Below are 20,763 nucleotides of genomic sequence, written 5' to 3'. Positions count from 1 at the left end.
AATCCAGGGACACCGGCGCCCGACCCAGGGGCGCGGACGGGCCAGCGGTTGCGGGGAGAGCATGAACAACGGGAAGCCGAACTGGTGGAGCCGGCCTTCGAGCGCACCGGAGGCGGCGCGGATACCCTCGCCGCCTCCGGCCGACGACGTCACCGGCCCGCGGGCCGGCACCACTGACGGCGACGGCGACTTTCCGCTGCCCGCACCCCAGCCGCAGGCCGGGGAGCCGGACGGCACGGACGTGACGGACTCGTCGGCCCCCGCCGCCGGACCGGACTCCCCGACCGACGGACCGGAGGCGCCCACCGTCGTGGCACCGACCGTCGCGTCGGCCCCCGAGCCGACCGTGCTGCTGACCAAGGGCGAGCCCGCCGCGCCCGCCGACATGGCCGCGCTCGCCGGCACGGTCGCCCCGGCGGCCGGGGCTCCCGCGGCCCCCGCCCTCACCGACACCGTCCCGGCACCCGAGACCCCGTCGGCCGATGCGCCGTCGGCCGAGGCACCCGCGCAGGGCGCCCCGCAGCCGCTGCACGCGCCCGACGAGTACCGGACGCCGCCCTACGGCGAGCCGGGGCCGTGGGCGCCCGCCCCGCCCGTACAGCGCCCGCCGGCGCCCGTACCGCCGCAGCAGGCCCACGTACCCCCCGCGCACCCGCAGCCCCACCCGGCGCCGCACACCCACCCGCAGGGCCCCCCTCAGGCCCACCCGCCCGCCGGTGGCGCTCCCTGGATGCAGTACGACCCCTGGGGCGGCGGCGGGGCCGTGCTCCCGCCCGCGCCCGCCAAGAAGTCCCGCAAGGGGCTCGCGGTCGCCGGGGCGCTGGTGTTCGCGCTCGTCACCGGTGTCATCGGCGGCGGGATCGGCGCGTACGTCGAGCGGAACGGCGGGATCACCACCGTCGAACTCCCGCAGGCCGACGCCGAGGACACCGGCCGGGCCCCCGACAGCGTGGCCGGGATCGCGGCCAGCGCGCTGCCCGGGGTCGTCACCCTGCACGTCAAGGGCAACGGCTCCTCCGGCACGGGCACCGGCTTCGTCCTCGACACCAAGGGCCACATCCTCACCAACAACCACGTCGTCGACGGCGCCGCGTCCTCCGAGGACATCACGGTGACCTTCTCCAGCGGCGAGAGCGCCCGCGCCAAGCTCATCGGCAAGGACACCGGCTACGACCTGGCCGTCGTCCAGGTCACCGGGGTCTCCGGCCTCAAGCCGCTGCCGCTCGGCAACTCCGACAACGTCCGCGTCGGCGACCCCGTCGTCGCCATCGGCGCCCCCTTCGACCTCTCCAACACGGTCACCTCCGGCATCATCAGCGCCAAGGAGCGGCCGATCACCGCGGGCGGCGAGAAGGGCGACGGCACCGACATCAGCTATGTCGACGCCCTCCAGACCGACGCGCCCATCAACCCGGGCAACTCCGGCGGCCCGCTGCTCGACTCCAAGGCCCGGGTGGTCGGCATCAACAGCGCGATCCGCGCCGCCGGCGGCTCCGGGGAGGGCGAGGGCGCCGGTGCAAGCCAGCCCGGCTCCATCGGCCTCGGCTTCGCGATACCGATCAACCAGGGCAAGCGCGTCGCCGAGGAACTCATCAACACCGGCAAGGCCAGCCACCCCGTCATCGGTGTGAGCCTCGACATGCAGTTCAACGGCGACGGCGCCCGCGTCGGCGAGAAGGGCAAGGACGGCTCCGCCTCCGTCACGCCCGGCGGCCCGGCCGCCCAGGCGGGGCTGCGGCCCGGGGACGTCATCACCAAGGTCGACGGCCAGCGCGTGCACAACGGCGAGGAGCTGATCGTGAAGATCCGCGCCCACCGCCCCGGCGACAAGCTGGCGCTCACCCTGACCCGCAACGGCAAAGAGCTGACAAAGACGTTGACCCTCGGCTCCTCGCAGGGCACCTGAGTGCCATGTGACGGCCACCGGAAGGTACCCGCGCGGCAGTTTCGGCGGGTACCGTGGACCGGGCCCTGGACCGGCGTGAAGGAGCTACAAGGTGTTCAGCGACATAGGCGCACTCGAGCTGGTGACGCTCGTGGTCCTCGCCGTGCTCGTCTTCGGGCCGGACAAGCTCCCGAAGGTGATCCAGGACGTCTCGCGTTTCATCCGGAAGGTACGTGACTTCTCGGACAGCGCGAAGGAGGACATCCGCAGCGAGCTGGGACCGGACTTCAAGGACTTCGAGTTCGAGGACCTCAACCCCAAGACGTTCCTCCGCAAGCAGCTGGAGCAGAACGAGGACCTCAAGGAACTCAAGGAGCTGCGCGGCAGCTTCGACCTCAAGAAGGAGATGAACGAGGTCGCCGACGCGGTCCACGGCCGCGAGCCGCAGCCGTCCGCCGTCAACGGCACCCCGGTCAACGGCTCCGCGGGTGCCGTCACCAGCGCCAACGGCACCCCGGACCTCCTCAAGAAGCAGGACAAGCCGGACGCTCCCGAGCGTCCGCCGTACGACTCCGACGCGACCTGACGACGGGCTGTCACCGACCCGACGCGTCCCGGTGGCTATCCTCCCTCTGTTGACGGAACGAGGAGGCGGCCTTGATGGAGACCACGAGTCGGGTGGAGGGCGTACCGACGGCCCGGCGGACCGCCGAGGGCTATCTGCGCGCGCCGTTCGCCTGGTACGGCCTCGACGAGGCGTTCACCGGGCCCCGCTGGCTGATGCAGGTCGGCACGGCGGCGGACGGCAGCGTGCAGCACGGATCGACCGGGCACGGCGACACGCCGTCCATAAAGTCGGACGCGAGCGCCGCGGAGAAGGAGCGGTTCGCGGTCGTGGTCACGGTCGCGGCGAGCCCGGTCCGGCGGACCGGCGACGGCACCGGCGTCCTCGACGCCACCACCGTCTCCTCGGCCGCCTGGCTGGCCGGCAGCGGGCTGCTCGTCCACACCTGGCCGGCCTCGCTCGACCACGCGACGCGCGACAACTGGCTGGACCAGCAGACCGAGACGGCCTTCGAGCTCGCCGACGACCTCGAAGGAGCGGAGTGGTCGACGCTGTCGCTGCCGGTGGACGGGGTCCCGGTGCCGTTCCACTACCGGGAGTCCGAGTTCGGCTGGGTCCTCGCCGGGTCCGCCGACGGCGTCCACATCGGGGCGTACGGGCGGGGGATGAGCGCCTACGGGCTCGGGTTCTCGCAGATCAAGGACCTCGACGCGTACGCCTGACGGCATGAGACGCCTGACGGCGTGAGCGTACGCCTGACGGCATGACGAAGGGCGCCCCCGAAAGGGGCGCCCCTCTGCCGGAACGGGCCGGTCTCAGAACTTGTTGCGCGGCGTGATGCCCAGGCTCATGCCGGAGAGGCCGCGCTGACGGCCGCCGAGCTTGCCGGCGATGGCGCGGAGGGCCGCACCCGCCGGGGAGTCCGGGTCGGACAGGACGACGGGCTTGCCCTCGTCGCCGCCCTCGCGGAGCCGTACGTCGATCGGGATCGAGCCCAGGACCGGGACCGTCGCGCCGGTGGTCCGCGTCAGGCCGTCCGCGACCCGCTGGCCGCCGCCGGTACCGAACACGTCGACCATCTCGTCGCAGTGCGGACACGGCAGGCCCGCCATGTTCTCCACGACGCCGACGATCTTCTGGTGGGTCTGGACGGCGATCGAGCCGGCCCGCTCGGCGACCTCGGCCGCCGCCTGCTGCGGGGTCGTGACGACCAGGATCTCCGCGTTCGGGACGAGCTGCGCGACCGAGATCGCGATGTCGCCGGTGCCCGGGGGCAGGTCGAGCAGGAGGACGTCCAGGTCGCCCCAGTACACGTCCGCGAGGAACTGCTGGAGCGCGCGGTGCAGCATCGGGCCGCGCCACACGACCGGGGCGTTGCCCGGGGTGAACATGCCGATGGAGATGACCTTCACGCCGTTCGCCGACGGCGGCATGATCATGTTCTCGACCTGGGTCGGACGCCCGTCCGCGCCCAGCATCCGCGGCACGCTGTGGCCGTAGATGTCGGCGTCGACGACACCGACCTTCAGACCGTCCGCGGCCATCGCCGCGGCCAGGTTCACGGTGACGGACGACTTGCCGACACCGCCCTTGCCGGAGGCCACCGCGTACACCCGGGTCAGCGAGCCGGGCTTCGCGAACGGCACCTCGCGCTCCGCGCTCGTCCCGCGCAGCGCCGCCGCCAGCTCCTTCCGCTGTTCGTCGCTCATCACGTCCAGCGAGACGTCGACGGCGGTGACGCCCTCGACCCGAGAGACGGCCTCGGTCACGCGCTGCGTGATGGTCTCGCGCATCGGGCAGCCGGAGACCGTCAGGTAGACCGTGACGGCGACCTTGCCGTCCGGTTCGATCTCCACCGACTTGACCATGCCGAGCTCAGTGATCGGCTTGTTGATCTCAGGGTCGTTCACCGTCGCCAGCGCTTCGAGCACCGCGTCTTCCGTAGCCATACCGATGATGGTACGGCGCCGACCACCGGCCCATGAAAGGCCTGTCAACGGTCGGGTACGTCACTTCCGCGGGAGTCGCCGTACGGGAATAGATCGCGGCGCTCCTCCAGCTCCCTGATCAGGTCCTGGAGCTCCGACCGGATCCAGTCGCGGGTGGCCACCTCACCGAGGCCCATCCGCAGCGCCGCGATCTCCCGCGTCAGGTACTCGGTGTCCGCGATCGACCGCTCGTTCTGCTTCCGGTCCTGTTCGAGATTGACCCGGTCGCGGTCGTCCTGCCGGTTCTGCGCGAGCAGGATCAGCGGCGCCGCGTACGAGGCCTGGAGGGACAGCGCCAGGGTCAGGAAGATGAACGGGTACTCGTCGAACTTCAGGGACCCCGGGGCGAAGATGTTCCACAGGACCCAGACGATGATCGTCAGCGTCATCCAGACCAGGAACCGGCCCGTCCCCAGGAAGCGGGCGATCCGCTCCGAGAGCCGGCCGAAGGCCTCGGGGTCGTACTCCGGGAGGAACCGGGCCCGCCGCTCGCGCGGCAGGTCGAGCCGGATGCGGGGACCCGTCCGCTCGCGCTCCCGGTCCCGCTCCTGCGTGCGCTCAGCCGCCATGCTCCGCCCCCTCCTCGTGGAACTCGGTCTCCCGCCAGTCCTCCGGCAGCAGATGGTCGAGCACGTCGTCGACGGTCACCGCGCCGAGCAGCGAACCGCTCTCGTCGACCACCGGCGCCGCGACCATGTTGTACGCGGCGAGGTAGCTGGTCACGGCGGGCAGCGGGGTGTCCGGGCCGAGCGGCGGCAGATCGCTGTCCACCAGCGAGCTGACCAGCGTGAACGGCGGATCGCGCAGCAGCCGCTGGAAGTGCACCGTGCCCAGGTACTTGCCGGTCGGTGTCTCGTCCGGCGGCCGGCACACGTACACCTGCGCGGCGAGCGCCGGCGACAGGTCCTGCTGCCGCACCCGGGCCAGCGCGTCCGCGACCGTGGCGTCCGGCCGCAGCACGATCGGCTCGGTCGTCATCAGACCGCCCGCCGTGCGCTCCTCGTACGCCAGGAGGCGGCGTACGTCGGCCGCGTCGTCCGGCTGCATCAGGGTCAGCAGCCGCTCCTGGTCCTCCTCGGGCAGCTCGGACAGCAGGTCGGCCGCGTCGTCCGGGTCCATCGCCTCCAGGACGTCGGCCGCCCGCTCCTCCTTCAGCTTGCCGATGATCTCGATCTGGTCGTCCTCCGGCAGCTCCTCCAGGACGTCGGCGAGCCGGTCGTCGTCGAGGGCCGCGGCGACCTCGGCGCGCCGCTTGGGGGAGAGGTGGTGCAGCGCGTTGGCGACGTCGGCGGGGCGCAGCTTCTCGAAGGTGGCGACCAGGCTCTCGGCGCCCTGCCCGTGCTCCTCCAGGGAGAAGCCGGTGACCGCCGACCACTCGACGGTCAGCGTCTCGCCCTTGCGGCTCAGCACCCCGCCCTTGCCCTTGCGCACGAAGACCTTGTCGATCTCCCAGTCGCGGCGGGCGGGCAGCTGCTGGATGGCGACGTCGAGGACGGTGACCTCCTCGCCCTCCTCCCCGCCGGGCCCCACCAGCCGGACGCGCCGGTCGAGGAGTTCGCCGAGGACCAGCCGCTCGGTGGGACGCCGTTCGAAGCGGCGCATGTTGACGACGCCGGTGGTGATGACCTGGCCGGACTGGACGCCCGTGATCCGGGTCATCGGGACGAAGACCCGTCGGCGGCTCAGCACCTCCACGACCATGCCGAGGAGCCGGGGCGGTCTGCGGCCGACCCGCAGCATGGCCACCAGGTCGCTGACCCGGCCGACCTGGTCGCCGACGGGGTCGAAGACGGGGACTCCCGCGAGATGGGAGACGAAGATCCGGGGGGCGCCTGCCGCCATGCCACGCGCCTCCTCGGTGCCGCACGATTCGAGTCATTGCCGAGCTTTGCCGGGTTCAGGCTAGCCCGTGGTGTTCCGGCCCGCCCCGGCAGCGCCTCCGTACGGCTGCCGCAGGGCCCGCCGCCCGGCCCGGGTACGCTGCGGTCTGCCGTCCCCACCGGCACGCCGACGGCCCGCCGCCCGGCGGACCACGCAGTTCAGACGGCCGCCGCCCCGGCATCCCGTGATCCGGTACGGCCGCGGCCCGTGTCCCCCACGACATGAGAGGTAGCGCTGATGGCCGTTCGTGCCCCGTCATCGCGTATCCGCAGGGCCGTCGTGCCCCTGGCGCTCTGCGCCGGTCTGAGCGTGGGGATCACGGCCTGTGCCGCGGACCCGGACGAGGGGACCAACGGGGTCGGGAAGCTCTCCGCGCCCGAGATCGAGGGCAAGGCGCGCTCCGTGGCGGACGCGGCGAAGGCGGTACGGCTCTCCGGCACCCTGGTCAGCAAGGGCGACACGTTCAAGCTGAACATGCGCCTCAAGCAGGACGGCGCCAGCGGCTCCGTGGTGACGAAGAACAGCACCTTCGAGCTGCTGCGGGTCGGCGACGCGCTCTATCTGAAGGCCGACGCGGACTTCTGGGCGCACGACGACAAGGGCGGCGACACGCCGACGAAGGCGGACGCCGAGGCCGCGGACAAGCTCGACGACAAGTACGTGAAGGTGCCGCAGGGCGACCCCTCGTACAAGCAGCTGCGCGGCTTCACCGACATGGACCTGCTCCTCGACGGGCTGATCGGTCTGCACGGCGACATGGTCAAGGGCGACCGGGACCAGATCGGCGGGGTCCGCACGGTCAAGGTGAAGGGCGGGCAGGACGGTGAGGGCGGCACCCTGGACGTGGCCCTGGAGGGCTCCCCGTACCCGCTGAGGTTCGCGCGGGGCGGGGGCGCGGGCGTCGTGGTGCTCTCCGAGTGGAACAAGGACTTCCCGCTCGCCGCGCCGTCGACGGAGGAGACCCTCGACTACGGCAAGCAGCTGCCCCGGACCTGAGCGGTCCGGCAGGCCGTCGCGATCAGCGCCTGCGGCGCTTGACCAGCAGCTTCGGGAGTCCGGCCGGTACCGGTTCGCGGGTCGTGGCCTCCGTCGGCAGCGGTACGGCGGCCAGCGAGCCGTCCGGCAGTTCCGTGGTCGAGGCGCGCGGTTCGAGGCGCAGCACCCGGCATTCGCGCGCCCAGCGGCCGGTCATGGCCTCGCCGTCGGGCGCGTTGAGCCGCTTGCCCTTCAGCTCGGCGACCGCCGCGTCCCACTCGTCCGTACCGGGGGCGAGTGCGCGGACGGCGGCGGTCCAGGCGACGAGCCGGCCGCCCTTGTCCTTGCTGCGGACGGTGACCTCGGCCGTCCCGCCGTCCGTCAGCCCCGGCAGCGGCTGCTCGCCGGGGCCGTCGCCGACGACGAGGGCTGCCCCGTCGTGCCAGACGTGCCAGAGCGCGCGGGCGGGTCCGGTGCCGCGCACCCAGACGAGGCCGGACTTCTTGGTGGCCTCCTCGACGAGGGCGCCGGTGAGCGTGTCGGTCATGGCCGAAGAGTACCTAGAGCCAGCCGTTGCGCTTGAGGGTGCGGTGGATGGTGAAGCAGACCGCGATGATGCCGGTCAGCACCATCGGGTAGCCGTACTTCCAGTGCAGTTCCGGCATGTGGTCGAAGTTCATGCCGTACACGCCGCAGACCGCCGTGGGGACGGCGACGATCGCCGCCCACGAGGTGATCTTGCGCATGTCCTCGTTCTGCGCGACGGTCGCCTGCGCCAGGTTGGCCTGGAGGATCGAGTTGAGCAGTTCGTCGAAGCCGACGACCTGCTCCTGGACCCGGGCGAGGTGGTCGGCGACGTCCCGGAAGTACTTCTGGATGTCGGGGTCGACCAGCCGCATCGGCCGCTCGCTGAGCAGCTGCATCGGGCGCATGAGCGGCGTGACGGCCCGCTTGAACTCCAGCACCTCGCGCTTCAGCTGGTAGATCCGGCCGGTGTCCGTACCGCGCGTGGAGCCCTTCGCGGCCGGCGAGAAGACGTCGATCTCCAGCTGGTCGATGTCGAGTTCGACCGCGTCGGCGACCGCGATGTAGCCGTCGACGACGTGGTCGGAGAGGGCGTGCAGCACGGCCGAGGGCCCTTTGGCGAGCAGTTCCGGCTCGCCCTGGAGGCGGTGCCGGAGGTTGCGCAGGGAGCCCTGGCCGCCGTGCCGGACGGTGATGACGAAGTCGGGGCCGGTGAAGCACATGACCTCGCCGGTCTCGACGACCTCGCTGGTCGCGGTGAGTTCGGCGTGCTCGACGTAGTGGATGGTCTTGAAGACGGTGAAGAGGGTGTCGTCGTACCGCTCCAGCTTGGGCCGCTGGTGGGCGTGGACGGCGTCCTCGACGGCGAGCGGGTGCAGCCCGAACTCGGCGGCGATACCGGCGAATTCGGCCTCGGTCGGCTCGTGCAGGCCGATCCAGGCGAAGCCGCCGCTCTCCCGCACCTGGCTCATCGCGCCGCGCGGCGTCAGGCACTCGCGGTCGTCGATGCGGCGGCCGTCGCGGTAGACGGCGCAGTCGACCACGGCACTGGAGGCCGAGTGGTCGCGGGTGGGGTCGTACGAGGTGTACGCGGTCGGGGTCTTGCGCAGCGGGTGCAGCAGGCTCGGGCGGACGGCGGCGCGCAGGTCACGGATCATCGACATGGGCATGCTCCTTCACGGAGAGGCCGTCGGCGAGCACGGCACAGCCCGGAATGGGGACGTGGAGCTACGTCGTCCACACAGCGGGCGGCACCGAGGGGTCGCGGTGACGGCGTTCGCTACTGACAGGCAAAGGCGAAATGCTCTTCCGTCGTGCGAGATGCCGGAGAGGGAGATCCGTGCGGACCTGGAATCACCGGAGAGACGTACGCACCGGGCTCGGGTGCGGGTCGGAAGAGCGGTTGGTACTGCCCGATCGACTTCGGTCCATCGCAGCCCCACCTCCTCCGGCCGGTCCCTCGTGAGGGATGACGTGTGACGAGTAGTCGGGAGTTCGGGACTCCCGACCAGCGGCCAAGACTATCAGCCGACAGAGGGTCAATCCCTTCCTTTGCCCGTTCCATACGCGCTTTATGCTCAACCCATGGGAGAAGTTCTTGCTCTGGTCGAGGCCCGGTTGCGGACGGCCCTCGGAGAACCGGACGCGCGCGCCGCGGTCACGTTCCTCGGCACGGACCGGATCGAGGTGCTGCGCTTCGTCGACGGCGATCTCGTGCGGTACGCGACCCTCGGCATGTCCGCACAGCCGATGGCCGATCCGACCGCCGCGCTCGCCGACCCGGTCAAGGGTCCGCGTGCGGAGCTGGTCCTGACCGTACGGGGCGGGCTCGCCGACACCGACAAGGTGCTGCGGCCGCTCGCGGTCCTCGCCGCCACCCCGCAGGTCGAGGGGGTGATCGTCGCTCCGGGCGCCTCGCTCGACGTGGGCGATCCGCTCTGGCCGGGCGCCGGCTTCAGCTCGGTGCTCGTCGCCGAGTCCGGCGGTCTGGTCGAGGACCTCGACCTGGACGAGCCGATGGACCCGGTGCGCTTCCTGCCGCTCCTGCCGATGACCTCGAACGAGGCCGCCTGGAAGCGGGTGCACGGGGCCCAGGCCCTGGAGGAACGCTGGCTGGCACGGGGGACGGACCTGCGCGATCCGCTGCGCAGGTCCGTGGATCTGGACTGACGGGCTGACCGGTCGCCGGGCTGACCGGTCGCCGGGCCGACCGGCCGACCGGGGCGGGGGCCCGGCCCCGGCCCGCCCCGCCCCGGCGCTCCGTCAGTTGGCGAAGACTCCGACGCCGTCCTCCGTGGCGTGCTTCGGGGCCAGTTCCTCGGCTTCGAGGGTGAGGGCCGTGCGCCGGACCCGGACGATGACGGCGCCGAGCACCGCGGCCACGCCCGCCACCACGAACGGCATGTGGACGTCGCTCCACTCCTCGATCTTCGGGGCGAAGTACGGGGCGGCCGCCGCGGCGAACCACCGGACGAAGTTGTAGCCCGCGCTCGCGACCGGGCGCGGGGCGTCCGAGACGCCGAGGGCCAGCTCGGTGAAGACGGTGTTGTTGACGCCGATGAACGCGCCCGACAGGACCGTGCAGACGATCGCCGTGGTGTGGCTGCCGTAGCCGAGGACCACGACGTCGACGGCGAGCAGTACCAGCGAGCCGGCGAGCACCGTCAGCGAGCCGAAGCGCCGCTGGAGCCGGGGCGCCACCAGGACCGAGAAGACGGCGAGCAGCACGCCCCAGGCGAAGAACACCGCGCCGGACTTGTACGGCGTCATGTTCAGTACGAACGGCGTGAAGGCGAGCACGGTGAAGAACGCGTAGTTGTAGCAGAACGCGGCCGCCGCGGCAGAGGCGAGCCCGCCGTGGCCCAGCGCCCGGATCGGGTCGAGCAGGGAGACCTTGCGGGCCGGCTTCGGCTGTTCCTTCAGGAAGACCGTGATGCAGAGGAAGCCGATCGCCATCAGGGCGGCCGTGCCGAAGAAGGGGTAGCGCCAGCTCGCGTTGCCGAGGACGGCGCCGAGCAGCGGCCCGCAGGCCATGCCGAGGCCGAGCGCCGACTCGTAGAGCAGGATCGCCGCCGCGCTGCCGCCGGCCGCGGCGCCGACGATCACGGCGAGCGAGGTCGAGACGAAGAGGGCGTTGCCGAGGCCCCAGCCGGCCCGGAAGCCGACGAGCTGGCCGACGGAGTCGGAGGTGCCGGCGAGGGCGGCGAAGACGACGACCAGCGCGAGTCCGGCGAGCAGGGTGCGGCGGCCGCCGATGCGGCTGGAGACGAAGCCGGTCACCAGCATCGCGACGGCGGTGATGAGGAAGTACGAGGTGAAGAGCAGCGAGACCTGGCTCGGGGTCGCGTCCAGCCCCTGGGCGATCGACGGGAGGATCGGGTCGACGAGTCCGATGCCCATGAAGGCGACGACGGAGGCGCCGGCGGTGGCCCAGACGGCGGGCGGCTGGCGCAGGATGCTCACCCCGGCCGCGGGCGGGGTGCCGTCCTCTTCTGCTCTCTGCATGATGCCGCTCCTCCGTGCCGAGATGGTTGGAATATGCACACAATAAGTTAGCCCGCCTAATAAATGCAAGCTACATGTATATCTGCAGGTGGGCCGGGAGTGGGCCGGGGGTGGGCCGGGAGTGGGCTCGGGGTGAACGCCACGGGCCGGACGGGTGATCGTCCGTGATCGTCCTTGACGCGGGGCTCCGGGGGTAGGACCGTTGAGCCCTATGAGGGGCGAACCCAGTTGTCCGAAGTGCGGTGGCCGGGTCAGGGCGCCCGGACTCTTCGCCGACTCCTGGCAGTGTGACGTGCACGGCTCGGTGCACCCGCTCCAGCCCGTCATCCCACCCAGCGTCGAGGCTCTCGGTGTCGTCGTGCACCGGTCCCAGGTGCCGGTGTGGATGCCGTGGCCCCTGCCCGTCGGCTGGCTCTTCACGGGCGTCGCGTACGCCGGTGACGACCGCAGCGGCGGACGCGCGACGGCCGTCGCCTGCTCGGGACCCGGGCCGCTGGGCGGCATCGGCGAGCTGCTCCTGGTCGCCGAGGAGCTGGGTGTCGGCCTCGGCGCCCGGTACGCCGGGATCGACGGCCCCGACCCCGGCGCGGGCATGGCGATCGAGAAACCCCCGCAGACGAAGGTCCTCGCCGCCGGCCGCCCGACCCCGCTGTGGCACGTGAGCGGCACCCCGCAGGACCGCGCGGTCTTCGCGGGGGAGGCGCGCGGGCTGTGGCTGTGGGCCATCGTCTGGCCCGAGCAGTCGGGTCTGCTCATGTACGACGAGCTGGTCCTGACGGACCTGCGCGACGCGGGCGCCGAGGTCGAACTGCTCCCGTGCGGCGCGCTGACGCCGAGGCTGCTGAGCTAGAGCGGGCGTACGGGCCACGGGACCGCCGCCCCGCGGGGTTCGTGGGTCCAGAGGCCGGGGCGCCGCCGCGGTGGCCGGTGGTGACGTTCCGTACCGGCGTGTTCGATTCGCCCGTTATGCTGGAGCGTCCCTCGTCCGTGCCGAGTCCCCGGAGTCCCGCGTCGTGCGCATCGATCTGCACACCCACTCCACGGCCTCCGACGGTACGGACTCCCCGGCCGAACTCGTACGGAACGCGGCCGCCGCCGGACTCGACATCGTCGCCCTGACCGACCACGACACCACCCGCGGTCACGCCGAGGCCATCGCCGCGCTCCCCGAGGGCCTCACCCTCGTCACCGGCGCCGAGCTGTCCTGCCGGGTCGACGGGATCGGCCTGCACATGCTCGCGTACCTCTTCGACCCCGAGGAGCCGGCGCTGCTCGCCGAGCGCGAGCTCGTCCGCGACGACCGCGTCCCGCGCGCGCGTGCCATGGTCGGCAAGCTCCAGGAACTGGGCGTGCCCGTCACCTGGGAGCAGGTCGCCCGGATCGCCGGCGACGGCTCCGTGGGCCGCCCGCACGTCGCCGAGGCGCTCGTCGAGCTCGGGGTCGTACCGGACGTGTCGGGGGCGTTCACGCCCGACTGGCTCGCCGACGGCGGCCGGGCGTACGTCGGGAAGCACGAGCTGGACCCGGTCGAGGCGATCCGCCTCGTCAAGGCGGCCGGCGGCGTCACCGTCTTCGCGCACCCGCTCGCCGTCAAGCGCGGCCAGGTGCTGCCCGAGGCCTCGATAGCCCGGCTCGCCGAGGCCGGGCTCGACGGCATCGAGGTCGACCACATGGACCACGACGAGGCGACGCGGGCACGGCTGCGCGGGCTCGCGAAGGAGCTCGGGCTGCTGGCCACGGGCTCCAGCGACTACCACGGCAGCCGCAAGACCTGCCGCCTCGGCGAATACACGACCGACCCCGAGATCTACGGCGAGATCACCCGCCGTGCCGCGGGGGCCTTCCCGGTCCCCGGCGCGGGAGGACCCGCCGCCTAGGGCCTGCCCCGGCCTCCTGGCTCCGGGCCCGGGTCTCCTGGCTCCGGCCTCCTGCCCCGGCCTCCTGATTCCAGGGGGGGCGTGTCCCGGGCCCCTCCGGGGTCGCTTCCGGGAGCCTCTCCCGGTCCGTCGGCCGGTCGCCGTTCCGCGGCCGGTCCGCCGGCGCGGGCCCGCGCCCCGCCTTCCCGAGGCCTCCATCGCTTCCGACCCGCCCCCGTACGGCTCCGTGCCGTGCGCGGGGTGGTGTTCCTCCTGTCCTGTCGCCGGAATCCCACATTCCGCCCGGTCGGGCACACCCCACCGTTCGTATCTCCCGCAAGGCACCCCACCGTGTTCGACGTCGCCGTCTTCGGCTCGCTCTTCCTGACCCTCTTCGTGATCATGGATCCCCCCGGGATCACGCCGATCTTCCTCGCCCTCACCTCCGGCCGCCCGGCCAAGGTGCAGCGCCGGATGGCCTGGCAGGCCGTCGCGGTGGCGTTCGGCGTCATCACCGTCTTCGGTCTGCTCGGGCAGCAGATCCTCGACTACCTGCACGTCTCCGTCCCCGCGCTGATGATCGCGGGCGGTCTGCTGCTGCTCCTCATCGCGCTCGACCTGCTCACCGGCAAGACCGACGAGCCCAAGCAGACCAAGGACGTGAACGTCGCCCTCGTCCCGCTCGGCATGCCGCTGCTCGCCGGGCCCGGCGCGATCGTCTCGGTCATCCTCGCCGTGCAGAACGCCGACAGCGTCGCCTCGCAGGTCTCCGTCTGGGCCGCCATCGCGGCCATGCACGTCGTGCTCTGGCTGACCATGCGGTACTCGCTGCTGATCATCCGCGTCATCAAGGACGGCGGCGTGGTCCTGGTGACCCGGCTCGCCGGCATGATGCTCTCCGCCATCGCGGTGCAGCAGATCATCAACGGCGTCACCCAGGTCATCCAGAACGCCTGACCCGGCGCCCGGGGGAGCCCCGGACACCACTGCGCCCCCGTACGGATTCCGCTCTTGCGAAGTCCGTGCGGGGGCGCGGTGCGTGGTGTGGACCCGACCTGTTACGAGGCCGAGGTCTCGGCGGGGCGGATCCAGATGCGCTGGCCGATCGAGGCGGCCTGCTGCACGATCCGGTTGACGGAGGCGGCGTCCACGACGGTCCGGTCGACGGGCGTGCCGTCGATGTCGTCGAGTCGCAGGATTTCGAAGCGCACAGGCTTCTCCCTTCGTCTGAGTTGATCCTCCTGATGGAGAACTGCGTTACATAGGGGTCCAACGATGTGCACCCTGCAAACATTCCTTACGCTAAGGAAAATTTTCGGATTGCTAACTACCGGCGGGTAGGAGGGTGTGGCGGCCGGGCCCCGCGCGGCGGACAATGAGCCCCGTATGAACGACGCAGACACCACTCAGGTGACCGAGACCGACACCCGCCTCCGCGCGCTGGACGCCCGCCTGGAGCGCACCAATGAGCTCCTCCAGCGGATGCTGGCCGAGGTCGCCAAGACCCCCTCCACCCACGCCATCTTCGTCGACGCGGGTTACGTCCATGCTGCGGCCGGGTTGCTTGTGGCGGGCACCGAGGACCGGCGCTCCTTCGACCTCGACGCCGAGGGCCTCATCGAGGCGCTCATCGACAAGGCCCGGACGATCTTCGCGGACAGCAGACTGCTCCGCGTCTACTGGTACGACGGCGCCAGACGCCGTATCCACACGCCCGAGCAGCAGGCCATCGCCGAACTCCCCGACGTCAAGGTCCGCCTCGGCAACCTCAACGCCAACAACCAGCAGAAGGGCGTCGACTCCCTGATCCGCACGGACCTGGAGTCCCTCGCCCGCCACCGGGCCATCAGCGACGCCGCGCTCGTCGGCGGCGACGAGGACCTCGTCTCGGCCGTCGAGGCCGCGCAGGGCTACGGCGCCCGCGTCCACCTCTGGGGCATCGAGGCCGCCGAGGGGCGCAACCAGGCCGAGGCCCTGCTCTGGGAGGTCGACAGCCAGCGCACCTTCGAGCTGGACTTCTGCCGCCCGTACATCACCCGCCGCCCGGTCACCACGTACGAGAACGAGGGCGAGCCGCCGCCCTCCCGCGAGGAGGTGCGCTTCATCGGCGCCCAGATCGCGGCGACCTGGCTCGGCGAGCGCGGCAGGGACCGGCTCGCCGAACTCCTGCCCAGCGCGCCCTATCTGCCGGGACCCGTCGACCAGGACCTGCTCGTCGAGGCGGAACGCCTGCTCAGCCGCTCCCTGCGCGGCCACGCCTCACTCCGGCGTGCCCTGCGGGACGGCTTCTGGCAGCACCTCAAGGCGCAGTTCTGAGGCAGGCCGCTCCCAGAAGTCCGTGAGCCGGCCGGCCAGCTCGCCCGGGTGCGACACGTTGGGGGAGTGACCGGCGCCCGCCACCACCGTGTGGTGCGCGCCGGTGCGGGCCGCCGTCGCCGCCAGGTCCGCCGTCGACCAGACCATCTCGTCCGCCCCGTACGCCAGGTGCAGCGGCATCCGTAGTGCGGTCAGCTCCGCCGTACCGTCCCGGTGGCTGAGCAACAGCCGTCCCGCGCCCGCCAGTTGGGCGATGCGGGTGCGCATCCAGCGGCGCCGCAGAAAGCCCGCGAGCTGCGGGGCGTCGTCGGTGTCCGGCTCCTCGCCCCGGCTGTCCAGCCAGCACATCGCCTGCCAGACGCGCTCCTTGGGGAGCAGCGCGAGCGCGGCGCGCAGCACCCGCACCCGGACGCGCTGGGGCCGGGCCACCCGGCCGGGGCCCGAGGACAGCAGCGTCAGCGAACGGAAGGCGCGCGGGGCGAGCGAGGCCGCCGCGCGGGCCACCAGGCCGCCGAAGGAATGGCCGAGCAGATGGACGGGACCCCCGCCGAGGGCGGCGGCCTGTGCCACGGCGTCGAGCGCGAGGGCCCGGCGCCGGTACGAGGCCCGGCCGCGCGGGCCCGGGGTCTCGTACTGGCCCCGCCCGTCCACGGCGACGGCCCGGTACCCGGCCTCGCTCAGCGGCCCGAGCAGGCCGAGGAAGTCCTCCTTGCTGCCGGTGTACCCGGGCAGCAGCAGCACCGTGCCGCGCCGCTCGCCCGCCGGTGCCGTGTCGAGCACGGCGAAGTCGCCGCGCGCGGTCACCAGCCGGTGGGCGCGGGTGCGGGGAGGCAGGACGAGGGACCGGGGCTTGCTCATGTCTGGACTGTAACCGGAGGGGCGAGTACCGGGGCGGTCGGCGGACGACGCCGCGGCCCGGCCCCCGGGGAGGGGCCGGGCCGCGGCGTCGGGACGGACGGGCTCAGCTCTCGGGCTGGGCCGCCGCCTTCTTCGTGGTGCGACGGCGCGGGGCCTTCGGCGCCTCGGCCGGGGCCTCGGCGGCCGGCTCGGCGACGGCCGCGGCCTTCTTCGTCGTACGGCGACGGGCCGGCGCCTTCGGCTCGGACGCGTCGGGCGCCTCGGCGGCCACCGCGGTCTTCTTGGCGGCCCGGCGACGGGGAGCCTTCGGGGCCTCCTCGGCGGCGGGGGCCTCGACGGCCTCGGCGACCGGCTCGACGACGGCGGCCTTCTTGGCCGTACGGCGACGGGGGGCCTTCTTCGGCTCCTCCTCGACGACGGCCGGGGCGGGCGCGGCCTCGACGGCGGCGGCCGGAGCGGCCTCCACCACCGGGGCGGCCTCGGCCACCGGGGCCGTCACGATGACGGTCTCGGCCGGGGCGGAGGAGGCCGGCGAACCGGCGGCCTTGCGGACCACGCGGCGCCGCGCGGGCTTCTTCGGCTCCTCCTCGACGACCGGGGCGGGCGCGGGCTCCACGACCGGCTCGACGACCGGGGTGGAGGTGACCGGCGAACCGGCCGCCTTGCGCACCACACGGCGACGACGCGGCGCGGGAACCTCGGCCGTGGCCGGGGCCGCCGGGGTCTCGACGACGGGCGCGACGGGCTCGGACACCACCGGGGCGGCGACGACGGCCTCGACGACCGGCTCGGCGACGACGGTGGCGGCCGGGGCGACGGCCGCGGTGGTCGTGGTGGCCTTCTTGGCCGTACGGCGACGGGGGGCCTTCTTCGGCTCCTCCTCGACGACGGCCGGGGCGGGCGCGGCCTCGACGACCGGGGCGACCGGGGCGGCGCGCAGGGCGGCCGCGGCGGTCTCGACGGTCTGGAACGACACGGTGTCCTCGACCGGACGGATCCGGGGACGACGACGGCGCGGCGCCGGGGCCGGCTCCTGGGCCGCGGGGGCCTGGGCGACGGGGGCGGAGCGCACGGCCTCCGGACGCGAGGCCGTACGGCCGCGGCGGCGGGGGCTCTTCGGCTCGGCGGCCGGGGCCTCGGCGGCGGGCGCCGGAGCGGCCTCCACCACGGCCTGGGCGACCGGAGCGGCGACCGGCTCGGCGGCCTGGGCCACCGGAGCCGACTGCCGCTGCGTCACCGGCGCGGCGCCCGGGGCGCTGACACGGGTGCGACGGCGGCGGCGCGGGGTGCGCGGACCGGACTCGGCCTGCGCCTCCTCCGTGACCGGCGCGGGCACCGTCACCGGCACCGTCTCGGCGGCCGGGGCCGCCGACACCGGGGCGTCGGACTCGCTGCCGCCACGGGTGCGACGGCGCTGGCGCGGGGTCCGGGTGCGCTCGGGGCGCTCCTCGGTCCGCTCCGGCCTGCTGTCGGACTTCGGGCCGCGCGCGCGGCGTCCGCCGGGCTCGCCCAGGTCCTCCAGCTCCTCCGCGCCCAGACCCGCGCGGGTCCGCTCGGCGCGGGGCAGGATGCCCTTGGTGCCCGCCGGGATGTCCAGCTCCTCGAAGAGGTGCGGGGAGCTCGAGTAGGTCTCGACCGGGTCGTGGAAGTCCAGGCCGAGCGCCTTGTTGATGAGCTGCCAGCGCGGGATGTCGTCCCAGTCGACCAGCGTGACCGCGGTGCCCTTCGCACCGGCGCGGCCGGTGCGGCCGACGCGGTGGAGGAAGGTCTTCTCGTCCTCGGGCGACTGGTAGTTGATGACGTGGGTGACGCCCTCGACGTCGATGCCGCGGGCGGCGACGTCGGTGCAGACGAGCACGTCGACCTTGCCGTTGCGGAAGGCGCGCAGCGCCTGCTCGCGGGCGCCCTGGCCGAGGTCGCCGTGGACCGCGCCGGAGGCGAAGCCGCGGCGCTCCAGCTGCTCGGCGATGTCGGCCGCCGTGCGCTTGGTGCGGCAGAAGATCATCGCGAGCCCGCGGCCGTTGGCCTGCAGGATGCGGGAGACCATCTCCGGCTTGTCCATGTTGTGCGCGCGGTAGACGTGCTGCTTGATGTTGGCGACGGTCACGCCCTCGCCGTCGGGCGAGGTGGCGCGGATGTGCGTCGGCTGCGACATGTAACGGCGGGCCAGGCCGATGACCGCGCCCGGCATGGTGGCCGAGAACAGCATGGTCTGACGCTTCGCCGGAAGCATGTTCATGATCTTCTCGACGTCGGGCAGGAAGCCCAGGTCGAGCATCTCGTCGGCCTCGTCGAGGACGAGGACCTTGACGTGAGACAGGTCGAGCTTGCGCTGGCCGGCCAGGTCGAGCAGACGGCCGGGGGTGCCGACGACGACGTCGACGCCCTTCTTCAGGGCCTCGACCTGCGGCTCGTAGGCGCGGCCGCCGTAGATGGCGAGCACGCGGACGTTGCGCACCTTGCCGGCGGTGAGCAGGTCGTTGGTGACCTGCTGGCACAGCTCGCGGGTGGGGACGACGACGAGCGCCTGCGGGGCGTCGGTGAGCTGCTCGGGCGTGGCCCGGCCCATCTCGACGTCCATGGGGACGGTGACGCGCTCCAGGATGGGGAGGCCGAAACCGAGGGTCTTGCCCGTGCCGGTCTTGGCCTGGCCGATGACGTCGGTGCCGGTGAGGGCGACCGGAAGGGTCATCTCCTGGATGGGGAAGGGGGTGACGATGCCGACGGCCTCAAGGGCCTCGGCCGTCTCGGGGAGGATTCCGAGTTCTCGGAAAGTCGTAGTCAGGGTGCTGCCTCTTCTGTGAGACGCGGCGCGAGGCGAACGAAGGGGGTCGTACCGTGCCAGGAACTGCCGGCCGGATCCTGGGGGATCTCTGCCGGGCGGCGCGGGACCACTGCCGTCGCTCGAGCGTCGTACCGCTGAGGGTGACCCTTCCGCGGGTCCGCCGGAAGGGCTGTCGGGCCGGAGCCGATCGGGCCACCGACCGGGCATCCTCATTCATGAGTCGGCCCACCGAATACGTCCGAACGTGCGAAAGCATGTCCGCATACTCAGCAGGCGCCTTACCACTGTACCCCGGAATCGCGCATGTGTGTTGGGAGAAATGGTGATGAGGGCACGGTCACACTGACTGACCAGCGCCTTCCCCTGGTGCGCGAGCGGGCTATTGTGCGCTCCATGGAGACGCCTGACAACGCCACACCCACCGGGATCGCCGCCAAGGACTGGGCGACGGCAGCCGAGGAGCCGCAGTACCGCGCCGCCGTGATCGACCTCCTCGGCGCCCTCGCCTACGGAGAGCTCGCGGCCTTCGAGCGGCTCGCCGAGGACGCCAAGCTGGCGCCGACCCTCGGCGACAAGGCGGAGCTGGCGAAGATGGCCTCCGCCGAGTTCCACCACTTCGAGCGGCTGCGGGGCCGCCTCGCCGAGGTGGACGCCGAGCCGACCGCGGCCATGGAGCCCTTCGCCAAGGCGCTCGACGACTTCCACCGGCTGACCGCGCCCTCGGACTGGCTGGAGGGCCTGGTCAAGGCCTACGTCGGCGACTCGATCGCCAGTGACTTCTACCGGGAGGTCGCGGCCCGCCTCGACTCCGACACGCGCGGGCTCGTGCTGTCCGTGCTCGACGACACGGGCCACGGCAACTTCGCCGTGGAGAAGGTCCGCGCCGCGATCGACGCCGATCCGCGCGTCGGCGGCCGGCTCGCGCTGTGGGCCCGCCGGCTGATGGGCGAGGCGCTCTCGCAGGCCCAGCGCGTGGTCGCCGAGCGCGACGCGCTCTCGACGATGCTGGTCGGCGGGGTGGCGGACGGCTTCGACCTCGCGGAGGTCGGCCGGATGTTCTCCCGGATCACCGAGGCGCACACCAAGCGCATGGCGGCGCTGGGCCTGGCCGCCTAGTTCTTCTCTGTCGTATCTGTCGTATCTGTCGTACGGAGGCCGGGGTCACGGCATCCGTACGGGGGTTCTCCGTGCGGAGCGGGTGGCGGGGCCGTTCACATCGCGGCTGATCGGCGCAGACGGCGGGACGCCGGCCTGACCAGCAGGGAGAGCAGGACGGCCGCCACCGCCACCGCGCCGATCAGGGTGGCGAGGAAGTGGCCGGGGCCCAGGGCTCCGTGGGTGACGAGCGCGCCGAACACACCGCCCAGCGTGCCGGTGACGAGAACGATCACCCGGACGGGGAGACGGTCGGGCAGCCGGTGCGCGGCGGCCCAGGCCAGGGCGAAACCGAGCAGGGCGGAACCGAGGACTTCCAGGAACACTGCGGATCACCTCGCGAGGGGTGCGGGGCGGGTGGTGCGGTCGAGATCCCTCCTACCCCCGGCGCCCGGAGCGCAATCCTTCCGTACGCCCTGACGTGGCCATACGGGCATATGAACGGCGCCGGCCGCGCCGCGCCGCGCCGA

General features: G+C 72.7%; 20 protein-coding genes. 10 read left to right on the top strand and 10 right to left on the bottom strand.

Features of this window, described 5'->3' with window-relative positions; translation table 11 throughout:
- Positions 1-61 precede the first annotated feature (61 nt).
- The 3 genes from ASD33_RS00265 (at position 62) to ASD33_RS00255 (ending at position 3,172) form a co-directional block, all read left to right on the top strand.
- The gene (locus ASD33_RS00265) at positions 62-1,906 is read left to right on the top strand and encodes a trypsin-like peptidase domain-containing protein (protein WP_056551447.1); all 1,845 of its coding nucleotides are present in this window, start codon (positions 62-64) and stop codon (positions 1,904-1,906) included.
- Positions 1,907-1,997: 91 nt separating this feature from the next.
- The gene (locus ASD33_RS00260) at positions 1,998-2,471 is read left to right on the top strand and encodes a sec-independent translocase (protein ID WP_056551445.1); all 474 of its coding nucleotides are present in this window, start codon (positions 1,998-2,000) and stop codon (positions 2,469-2,471) included.
- Between the two features lie 74 nt (positions 2,472-2,545).
- Positions 2,546-3,172 carry a hypothetical protein gene (locus ASD33_RS00255; RefSeq protein WP_056551443.1) on the top strand — a complete coding sequence of 209 codons (627 nt, stop codon included), beginning with the start codon at positions 2,546-2,548 and terminating at the stop codon, positions 3,170-3,172.
- Positions 3,173-3,265: 93 nt separating this feature from the next.
- Here ASD33_RS00255 and ASD33_RS00250 read toward each other — a convergent pair whose 3' ends face one another.
- Genes ASD33_RS00250 through ASD33_RS00240 form a run of 3 tightly spaced genes read right to left on the bottom strand, consistent with a single transcriptional unit; the run spans position 3,266 to position 6,280 of the window.
- Positions 3,266-4,399, bottom strand: a complete 1,134-nt coding sequence (locus tag ASD33_RS00250) for an Mrp/NBP35 family ATP-binding protein (RefSeq protein WP_056551441.1) — start codon at positions 4,397-4,399, stop codon at positions 3,266-3,268.
- Between the two features lie 44 nt (positions 4,400-4,443).
- Complete coding sequence (locus ASD33_RS00245; protein WP_056551439.1) at positions 4,444-5,007, bottom strand: DUF1003 domain-containing protein; 564 nt, start codon at positions 5,005-5,007, stop codon at positions 4,444-4,446.
- Positions 4,997-6,280, bottom strand: a complete 1,284-nt coding sequence (locus tag ASD33_RS00240; protein ID WP_056551437.1) for a CBS domain-containing protein — start codon at positions 6,278-6,280, stop codon at positions 4,997-4,999. Before ASD33_RS00240 ends, ASD33_RS00245 begins: the two co-directional genes overlap by 11 nt.
- 276 nt (positions 6,281-6,556) lie before the next feature.
- Between ASD33_RS00240 and ASD33_RS00235 the strand changes: the two genes are divergently transcribed.
- Positions 6,557-7,315, top strand: coding sequence for a hypothetical protein (locus ASD33_RS00235; RefSeq protein ID WP_056551435.1), 759 nt, complete (start codon positions 6,557-6,559; stop codon positions 7,313-7,315).
- Positions 7,316-7,337: 22 nt separating this feature from the next.
- On the opposite strand, the gene ASD33_RS00230 is transcribed toward ASD33_RS00235, so the two are convergent.
- Both ASD33_RS00230 and ASD33_RS00225 read right to left on the bottom strand, forming a co-directional pair.
- Positions 7,338-7,841, bottom strand: coding sequence for a hypothetical protein (locus ASD33_RS00230; protein ID WP_056551433.1), 504 nt, complete (start codon positions 7,839-7,841; stop codon positions 7,338-7,340).
- A 13-nt stretch (positions 7,842-7,854) separates the two neighbouring features.
- Entirely contained in the window at positions 7,855-8,982 is a 1,128-nt protein-coding gene (locus ASD33_RS00225; RefSeq protein WP_056551431.1) for a magnesium and cobalt transport protein CorA, read from the bottom strand.
- Positions 8,983-9,403: 421 nt separating this feature from the next.
- On the opposite strand from ASD33_RS00225, the gene ASD33_RS00220 reads away from it, so the two are divergent.
- Positions 9,404-9,988, top strand: a complete 585-nt coding sequence (locus tag ASD33_RS00220; protein WP_056551429.1) for a suppressor of fused domain protein — start codon at positions 9,404-9,406, stop codon at positions 9,986-9,988.
- A 93-nt stretch (positions 9,989-10,081) separates the two neighbouring features.
- Here ASD33_RS00220 and ASD33_RS00215 read toward each other — a convergent pair whose 3' ends face one another.
- Complete coding sequence (locus ASD33_RS00215; protein ID WP_056551427.1) at positions 10,082-11,323, bottom strand: MFS transporter; 1,242 nt, start codon at positions 11,321-11,323, stop codon at positions 10,082-10,084.
- A 211-nt stretch (positions 11,324-11,534) separates the two neighbouring features.
- Between ASD33_RS00215 and ASD33_RS00210 the strand changes: the two genes are divergently transcribed.
- The 3 genes from ASD33_RS00210 to ASD33_RS00200 all read left to right on the top strand — a co-directional run bounded on the left by ASD33_RS00210 (position 11,535) and on the right by ASD33_RS00200 (position 14,136).
- Positions 11,535-12,173, top strand: a complete 639-nt coding sequence (locus ASD33_RS00210; protein WP_056551425.1) for a DUF6758 family protein — start codon at positions 11,535-11,537, stop codon at positions 12,171-12,173.
- Positions 12,174-12,336: 163 nt separating this feature from the next.
- A complete protein-coding gene (locus ASD33_RS00205; RefSeq protein WP_056551423.1) occupies positions 12,337-13,200 on the top strand; it encodes a PHP domain-containing protein in 864 nt (287 codons plus the stop codon).
- 330 nt (positions 13,201-13,530) lie between these two features.
- A complete protein-coding gene (locus ASD33_RS00200; protein ID WP_056551420.1) occupies positions 13,531-14,136 on the top strand; it encodes a MarC family protein in 606 nt (201 codons plus the stop codon).
- A gap of 101 nt (positions 14,137-14,237) precedes the next feature.
- On the opposite strand, the gene ASD33_RS34740 is transcribed toward ASD33_RS00200, so the two are convergent.
- Positions 14,238-14,390 (bottom strand): hypothetical protein, encoded by a 153-nt coding sequence (locus ASD33_RS34740; RefSeq protein ID WP_086024648.1) that lies wholly within the window; start codon positions 14,388-14,390, stop codon positions 14,238-14,240.
- Positions 14,391-14,565: 175 nt separating this feature from the next.
- On the opposite strand from ASD33_RS34740, the gene ASD33_RS00195 reads away from it, so the two are divergent.
- A complete protein-coding gene (locus tag ASD33_RS00195; protein ID WP_199863419.1) occupies positions 14,566-15,495 on the top strand; it encodes an NYN domain-containing protein in 930 nt (309 codons plus the stop codon).
- Here ASD33_RS00195 and ASD33_RS00190 read toward each other — a convergent pair.
- Positions 15,439-16,353 carry an alpha/beta hydrolase gene (locus ASD33_RS00190; protein ID WP_056551417.1) on the bottom strand — a complete coding sequence of 305 codons (915 nt, stop codon included), beginning with the start codon at positions 16,351-16,353 and terminating at the stop codon, positions 15,439-15,441. The genes ASD33_RS00195 and ASD33_RS00190 overlap by 57 nt on opposite strands.
- A 103-nt stretch (positions 16,354-16,456) precedes the next feature.
- Positions 16,457-19,045, bottom strand: a complete 2,589-nt coding sequence (locus ASD33_RS00185) for a DEAD/DEAH box helicase (RefSeq protein ID WP_056551415.1) — start codon at positions 19,043-19,045, stop codon at positions 16,457-16,459.
- Between the two features lie 486 nt (positions 19,046-19,531).
- On the opposite strand from ASD33_RS00185, the gene ASD33_RS00180 reads away from it, so the two are divergent.
- The gene (locus ASD33_RS00180; protein ID WP_056551413.1) at positions 19,532-20,254 is read left to right on the top strand and encodes a ferritin-like fold-containing protein; all 723 of its coding nucleotides are present in this window, start codon (positions 19,532-19,534) and stop codon (positions 20,252-20,254) included.
- A gap of 95 nt (positions 20,255-20,349) precedes the next feature.
- On the opposite strand, the gene ASD33_RS00175 is transcribed toward ASD33_RS00180, so the two are convergent.
- Positions 20,350-20,619: a hypothetical protein gene (locus ASD33_RS00175; RefSeq protein ID WP_056551411.1), complete on the bottom strand. Its 270-nt coding sequence runs from the start codon at positions 20,617-20,619 to the stop codon at positions 20,350-20,352.
- Positions 20,620-20,763: the final 144 nt, after the last annotated feature.

The organism is Streptomyces sp. Root1304 (assembly GCF_001426405.1).
Lineage (GTDB): Bacteria > Actinomycetota > Actinomycetes > Streptomycetales > Streptomycetaceae > Streptomyces.
Note: the sequence above shows the minus strand (reverse complement) of the source record. Positions and strands in the feature narration are given on the sequence as shown.

What these genes read in the sequence shown, in the direction of transcription:
- ASD33_RS00265 (WP_056551447.1), top strand. Translation starts at nt 62, where the DNA reads ATGAACAACGGGAAGCCGAACTGGTGGAGCCGGCCTTCGAGCGCACCG.
- ASD33_RS00255 (WP_056551443.1), top strand. Translation starts at nt 2,546, where the DNA reads ATGGAGACCACGAGTCGGGTGGAGGGCGTACCGACGGCCCGGCGGACC.
- ASD33_RS00250 (WP_056551441.1), bottom strand. Translation starts at nt 4,399, where the DNA reads ATGGCTACGGAAGACGCGGTGCTCGAAGCGCTGGCGACGGTGAACGAC.
- ASD33_RS00245 (WP_056551439.1), bottom strand. Translation starts at nt 5,007, where the DNA reads ATGGCGGCTGAGCGCACGCAGGAGCGGGACCGGGAGCGCGAGCGGACG.
- ASD33_RS00240 (WP_056551437.1), bottom strand. Translation starts at nt 6,280, where the DNA reads ATGGCGGCAGGCGCCCCCCGGATCTTCGTCTCCCATCTCGCGGGAGTC.
- ASD33_RS00235 (WP_056551435.1), top strand. Translation starts at nt 6,557, where the DNA reads ATGGCCGTTCGTGCCCCGTCATCGCGTATCCGCAGGGCCGTCGTGCCC.
- ASD33_RS00230 (WP_056551433.1), bottom strand. Translation starts at nt 7,841, where the DNA reads ATGACCGACACGCTCACCGGCGCCCTCGTCGAGGAGGCCACCAAGAAG.
- ASD33_RS00225 (WP_056551431.1), bottom strand. Translation starts at nt 8,982, where the DNA reads ATGTCGATGATCCGTGACCTGCGCGCCGCCGTCCGCCCGAGCCTGCTG.
- ASD33_RS00220 (WP_056551429.1), top strand. Translation starts at nt 9,404, where the DNA reads ATGGGAGAAGTTCTTGCTCTGGTCGAGGCCCGGTTGCGGACGGCCCTC.
- ASD33_RS00215 (WP_056551427.1), bottom strand. Translation starts at nt 11,323, where the DNA reads ATGCAGAGAGCAGAAGAGGACGGCACCCCGCCCGCGGCCGGGGTGAGC.
- ASD33_RS00210 (WP_056551425.1), top strand. Translation starts at nt 11,535, where the DNA reads ATGAGGGGCGAACCCAGTTGTCCGAAGTGCGGTGGCCGGGTCAGGGCG.
- ASD33_RS00195 (WP_199863419.1), top strand. Translation starts at nt 14,566, where the DNA reads ATGAACGACGCAGACACCACTCAGGTGACCGAGACCGACACCCGCCTC.
- ASD33_RS00190 (WP_056551417.1), bottom strand. Translation starts at nt 16,353, where the DNA reads ATGAGCAAGCCCCGGTCCCTCGTCCTGCCTCCCCGCACCCGCGCCCAC.
- ASD33_RS00185 (WP_056551415.1), bottom strand. Translation starts at nt 19,045, where the DNA reads ATGACCCTTCCGGTCGCCCTCACCGGCACCGACGTCATCGGCCAGGCC.
- ASD33_RS00180 (WP_056551413.1), top strand. Translation starts at nt 19,532, where the DNA reads ATGGAGACGCCTGACAACGCCACACCCACCGGGATCGCCGCCAAGGAC.